This is a genomic window from Streptomyces sp. SID5910 (assembly GCF_009862125.1).
GTDB lineage: Bacteria > Actinomycetota > Actinomycetes > Streptomycetales > Streptomycetaceae > Streptomyces.
On the sequence record NZ_WWHX01000592.1, the window covers coordinates 1 to 5,109 of the forward strand.

Sequence of the window (5,109 nt, forward strand, 5' to 3'; positions counted from 1 at the left end):
CGGCCTCGCCGTCCCACTGCCCCGGCCTCGCCCTCCCGACGATCTCGGCCTCGCCGTCCCACTGCCCCGGCCTCGCCGTCCACACCGCCCCGGCCTCGCCGTCCCCCCGCCCCGGTCCCGCCGCCCGTCCGTCAGGACACGCCCTGTGGTGACCGGTCCGGGAGTACCGGATAGCTCCCCGTGTTCGTCGGTGCGTGTTCCGGCAGCCACAGCACCGCCACCGCGCCCTCGGCCGGTATGTGGTCGGGTGCCCCGGCGGGCCGGACGTTGCGGAAGGTGAGCCGGGCGCCGAGCACCCGGGCCTGCCCGGCCGCGATGGTCAGGCCCAGCCCGTGCCCGCGGCCGGCCCGGTCCGCGCTGCCGGTGCGGAAGCGGCTCGGCCCGTCCGCGAGCAGGTCCTCGGGGAAACCGGGGCCGTGGTCGCGGACCCGGATCACCCGGCCCTCGACGCTGACCTCGATGGGCGGTCTGCCGTGCCGGGCGGCGTTGGCCAGCAGATTGAACAGGACGCGCTCCAGGCGGCGCGGATCGGTGGTGACCTCCGACTCGTGCACCACCAGCACCCGCACCCCCGGGTCCTTCGCCGCCACCCGCCGGCTGACGAAGTCGCCCAGCATGATGTCCTGAAGTTCGGCCCGCTCCGAGGCCCCGTCGAGCCGGGCCACCTCCAGGACGTCCTCGACCAGCGTGCGCATGGCCTTCGCCCGGTCCAGCACCAGCTCCGTGGGCCGGCCCGGCGGCAGCAGCTCGGCGGCGGTCAGCAGCCCCGTCACCGGCGTGCGCAGCTCGTGCGCGATGTCCGCGGTGACCCGGCGCTCGGCCTCCAGGCGCTGCTGGAGGGCGTCCGCCATCGCGTCCACGGCGCTCGCGAGGTCGTCGGTCTCGTCCCGGACGACACCGCCGATGGCGTCCCGGACACGGACGTCCGGCTCGCCCTTCGCGACCTGGTTCGCGGCGGCCGCGGCCTTGCGCAGCCGGCGCGACAGCTGCCCGCCGATGAGCACGCCGAGCGCGCTGCCGCCGAGGACGACCGCGATGGAACCGATGACCAGGGCCTGGTCGAGATCCTTGAGGATGTCGGCGCTGCGGTCGGTGAACCCGGAGTGCAGGGACATCACGTGCCCGTCCTTGAGCGGCACGGCGGCCCAGATGTCCGTCACCCCGTTCTCCCGCTCGGAGACGTAGGTCGCTCTGCGCCCGTTCTCCACCTTCTTGCGCAGCCCGGCCGGCAGCTCGGGGTCGTCGATCTGGGCGTTCGGGAAGTTCAGCCGGCCGGAGAGCTCGTAGTTGCGCTGGGCGATCAGGACGCGGTCGTCCGCGAGGTCGCGCGCGTTGTCCAGCATCGAGACCCGGGCCGCGTTGTGCACGACCAGGCTCAGCGCGACCGCGACCAGCGCACCGACCAGCGCGATGGCGGCGCTGAGCTTCCACCGCAGCCCCGTACGGATGCCCGTGCGCCTCAGCAGCGAGGCGGTCAGGCGTCGGATGAACCCCCGCATGTTTCCCCGCTCAGGCCTTCAACTTGTAGCCGAAGCCGCGGACCGTCTCGATGCGGTCCTGGCCGATCTTCGTGCGCAGCCGCTGCACATGGACGTCGACGACCCGGGTGTCCCCGCCCCAGCCGTAGTCCCAGACGCGCTCCAGGAGCTTGTCGCGCGAGAGCACCGTGCCCGGCGCGGAGGAGAACTCGAGCAGCAGCCGCATCTCGGTCGGGGTGAGCGCCACCGGGTGCCCGGCCCGCCGCACCTCCATGCCGTCGGTGTCGACCACCAGCTCGCCGAAGGTGAGCACGCCCGTGTCCGCGACGGCCCCCGCGTCGGCCCGGTCCCCGCCGCCGGCGTGGCCGAAGCGGCGCAGCACCGCGCGGATGCGGGCCACCAGGACGGCCCCGTCGAACGGCTTGGTCACGTAGTCGTCGGCGCCCGCCTCCAGGCCCAGCACCACGTCGATGGAGTCCGCCCGCGCCGACAGCATGATCACGGGCACGGTGGACTCGTCACGGATCCGGCGGCACAGGCTGACGCCGTCGAGGCCGGGGAGCATGACGTCCAGCAGCGCGATGTCCGGGCGGTCGGCGCGAAACGCCTCCAGGCCGGACAGCCCGTCGGGCATCGCGGTGACCGCGAAGCCGTCCCGCTCCAGGGCGAGCTGCGTGGCCTCGCGGATGACGTCGTCGTCCTCGACGAACAGGACGTGGGTCTGGTCTGCCATCCCGGTGCTCTCAGTCCTCGTTGTCATGGTCGGTCGGGGGCGCGATCACGTCCCCCGGACACATGTGCGGTCACTAGGCAGACGCGGAGATCGCACACCGCGTTCATTTCTCCATCGGTCCGAGCGTCCCGATCGGTTCACAGGCCGTACGCGTCGGCGCCGGCGCACGTCAGCCACCCCTCGGCGCCGGTCAGCTGCCCGTACGTACCGGCTGTCCGTACGCGTCAACTGTCCGGTGCGGGAGTCGGCGCGGCCCCCACGGCGTTGCTGTAGTCGTTGTGCGTGCGGTAGGCCTCGGTGAAGCGGCCCGCGGACCAGCGGTACGTGATCACGTTCTCGCCGGACGGGCTCGACACCGGATCGCCCTTCTCGTACACCTGCTTGCTCACCACCAGGTCGCCTCGGTCGATCTCCGCGTAGACGGGAGGCTCCTCGGCCTGGAACACATTCTGGTACCCGCCGTCCTTCTCGCGGTACACGTAACTCCCCACGCCCACGCCGTCACCGCAGGTCAGCACGTTGACGACGACGTCCTCGGCCGGGCCGGCGGTCAGCTCCCCGTACGACACGTCGACCGGGTACTCGTCGGCGACGCACGGCTTCAGCTCGCGCTTGACCTCCGCGGAGACCTTGGGGTCGGCCTTGACGAGCCGGACCGCGTCCACCCGGTCGGGCACCTTGGAAGGGGAGACCACGGGCGTCGGGGAGACGGAGGCGACGCCGCCGACCGCGTCCGCGTGGGCCGGCCCCTCGTCGCGCGCCCCGGTGCCGCCGGCGGCACAGCCGGAGAGGGAAACGCCGACGGCGACGAACGCGGCCACCGCCGCGCTCGTCGCCCGCACGCTCTTCCGGGTCTCCCCGGGTGTCCGACCGTCGGTCAGGCCGCGCAACGCTCCCGCTCCTCACGCTCCAGCGCCCGTGCGTCCAGATCGCGGGCGACCAGCTCCTCGCGGAGCCGGGCGAGCGCTCGGTGCAGCGTGCTCTTGACCGTTCCCGCCGACATGCCGAGGGCGGCGGCGGTCTCCTCCGTTGACATCTGCTCCCAGTGTCGCAGCACCACGACGCTGCGCTGCTTCGGGGCGAGCACCTTCATGACGTCCATCAGTAGGGCGCGGTCCGCGTGCTGCTCGGTGGAGTCGTCCACGCAGGACTCCGGGAGCTGCTCGGTGGGAACCTCCTCCAGCTTCCGCGCCCGCCACCACTCGGTCCGCGTGTTGATCATCACCCGGCGCAGGTAGGCGTCCGCCAGCCGCTTGTCCTCGATGGTCTCCCAGCGGCCGTACGTCCGCGCCAGCGCGGTCTGGAGCAGGTCCTGGGCGTCGACGGGGTCGGGGACCAGGCGTCGCGCGCTGCGCAGCAACGCGTCCTGCCGGGTGCGGACGTACTCCTCGAACTCGAGCACCTCGCCCTGCGCCATGGTCAACCGCCTTCCGATCCCCGTTTACCGGCGGTTGGTCATCCGCCGGCCCACTGCCTGTGCTGCGTAGCCGTCCCGTGCCCTCGGGCACGGAAACGAAGGTAGGGAAGCGTTGTCACGGCGCTGTGCGAAGCAGCCTGCGGCTAACCCTCGGCTGTCCGTCGGTTGTGTAACGGTCCAGGGAACGGGGTGCGGCAGTGGGCGACTTGGGCGCGGTAAAGGGTGATTTGTCCGGCACTGTCTGGCGGTGCCGTTGTGACGGAGACCGGTACGGACGGCGGCTGTTGTACCCGTCCGCTGTGAGCCCGCTGTGCGTCAGCTCAGCGGCAGCCGGTACAGTCCGTCCGCCAGCGGCTCCACCAGACCGTCGGCGACCAGGCCGTCCAGGGCGCGGGCGCGCTGGACCGGCTCGTGCCACACCCGGTCCAGCGCGGCCTGCGGCACCGGCCCGTGCGCCTCGCGCAGCACCGCGAGCAGCCGGCCGCGTACCTGGCGGTCGGTGCCGGCGTACGTCTGTCCGCGGCGCGGCGGCCCGTCGTGCGCGGGCTTGCCGGCCAGCCGCCAGGCACACTGCGCGGCGATGGGGCAGCGGTGGCAGGACTCGTTGCGGGCCGTGCACACCAGCGCGCCCAGCTCCATGGACGCGGCGGCCCAGCGGGCGGCGCTCGCCTCGTCGTCCGGCAGCAGCGCGCGGGCCAGCTTGCGCTCGGCGGCGGTGGTGGCGTTCGGCGGGTACTGCACGCCGGTGACCGCCCGGGCGAAGACCCGGCGGACGTTGGTGTCGAGCACGGCGTGCCGCTGGCCGTGGGCGAAGGAGGCGACCGCGGCGGCCGTGTACTCGCCGATGCCGGGCAGCGCCAGCAGCGCGGCGTGGTCGGACGGTACGTCCCCGCCGTGCCGTTCCGTTATGGCGGCGGCGGCGCCGTGCAGGCGCAGGGCGCGGCGCGGGTAGCCGAGCCGGCCCCAGGCGCGGACGGCCTCGCCGGGGGCCTCCGCGGCGAGGTCCGCGGGGCGCGGCCAGCGGGCCATCCACTGCTCGTACACGGGCAGGACCCGGCTCACCGGCGTCTGCTGGAGCATGAACTCACTGACCATCACGCCCCACGCCCCGGCCTCCGGGCGCCGCCACGGCAGATCGCGGGCGTGCTCGTCGAACCAGTCGATGACAGGGGAGTGCAGCGGCTCGCCGGACACGGCCGGCCCGGCGGCCGGGGCCGCGGTCGCGGGGGCGGACGGCGTGGTGGGGGCCGAGGGAACGGCGGCGGGGTCGGTCGGGCCGTTGTGCGAGGGCTTCGTGGGCGCAGTCATGACCCTCCGATCCTGCCACGGGAGGAGGGCCGCACGGGCGCACCGCCACCCATGGAGGCCGCGGCACCTGACGATCGGCAGGGGCGCCGCCCCGCCGGCCGCTTGTAGCGTCGGACCCATGGAACGCCCTCGCCGGTCCCCTCACCCCGAGCCCGACGGCCGCACCGATCCGG

The 5,109-nt window shown here is 73.7% G+C and carries 5 protein-coding genes; all 5 read right to left on the reverse strand.

Going from position 1 to position 5,109, the window contains the following annotated elements; genetic code table 11:
- Positions 1–131: 131 nt before the first annotated feature.
- On the reverse strand, positions 132–1,499 hold the full coding sequence (cseC, locus tag GTW67_RS20845; protein ID WP_161166320.1) for a two-component system sensor histidine kinase CseC: 1,368 nt from the start codon (positions 1,497–1,499) through the stop codon (positions 132–134).
- Positions 1,500–1,509: 10 nt separating this feature from the next.
- The gene (cseB, locus tag GTW67_RS20850) at positions 1,510–2,211 is read right to left on the reverse strand and encodes a two-component system response regulator CseB (RefSeq protein ID WP_161166321.1); all 702 of its coding nucleotides are present in this window, start codon (positions 2,209–2,211) and stop codon (positions 1,510–1,512) included.
- Between the two features lie 224 nt (positions 2,212–2,435).
- Entirely contained in the window at positions 2,436–3,101 is a 666-nt protein-coding gene (locus GTW67_RS20855) for a hypothetical protein (protein ID WP_202437490.1), read from the reverse strand.
- Entirely contained in the window at positions 3,089–3,628 is a 540-nt protein-coding gene (locus tag GTW67_RS20860; RefSeq protein ID WP_161166322.1) for a SigE family RNA polymerase sigma factor, read from the reverse strand. Before GTW67_RS20860 ends, GTW67_RS20855 begins: the two co-directional genes overlap by 13 nt.
- 315 nt (positions 3,629–3,943) lie before the next feature.
- On the reverse strand, positions 3,944–4,936 hold the full coding sequence (locus GTW67_RS20865; RefSeq protein WP_161166323.1) for an iron-sulfur binding domain-containing protein: 993 nt from the start codon (positions 4,934–4,936) through the stop codon (positions 3,944–3,946).
- Between the last annotated feature and the right edge of the window lie 173 nt (positions 4,937–5,109).

Excerpts from the sequence above, each read along its gene's own strand:
- cseC (WP_161166320.1), bottom strand. The coding sequence starts at position 1,499 with ATGCGGGGGTTCATCCGACGCCTGACCGCCTCGCTGCTGAGGCGCACG.
- GTW67_RS20860 (WP_161166322.1), bottom strand. The coding sequence starts at position 3,628 with ATGGCGCAGGGCGAGGTGCTCGAGTTCGAGGAGTACGTCCGCACCCGG.
- cseB (WP_161166321.1), bottom strand. The coding sequence starts at position 2,211 with ATGGCAGACCAGACCCACGTCCTGTTCGTCGAGGACGACGACGTCATC.
- GTW67_RS20865 (WP_161166323.1), bottom strand. The coding sequence starts at position 4,936 with ATGACTGCGCCCACGAAGCCCTCGCACAACGGCCCGACCGACCCCGCC.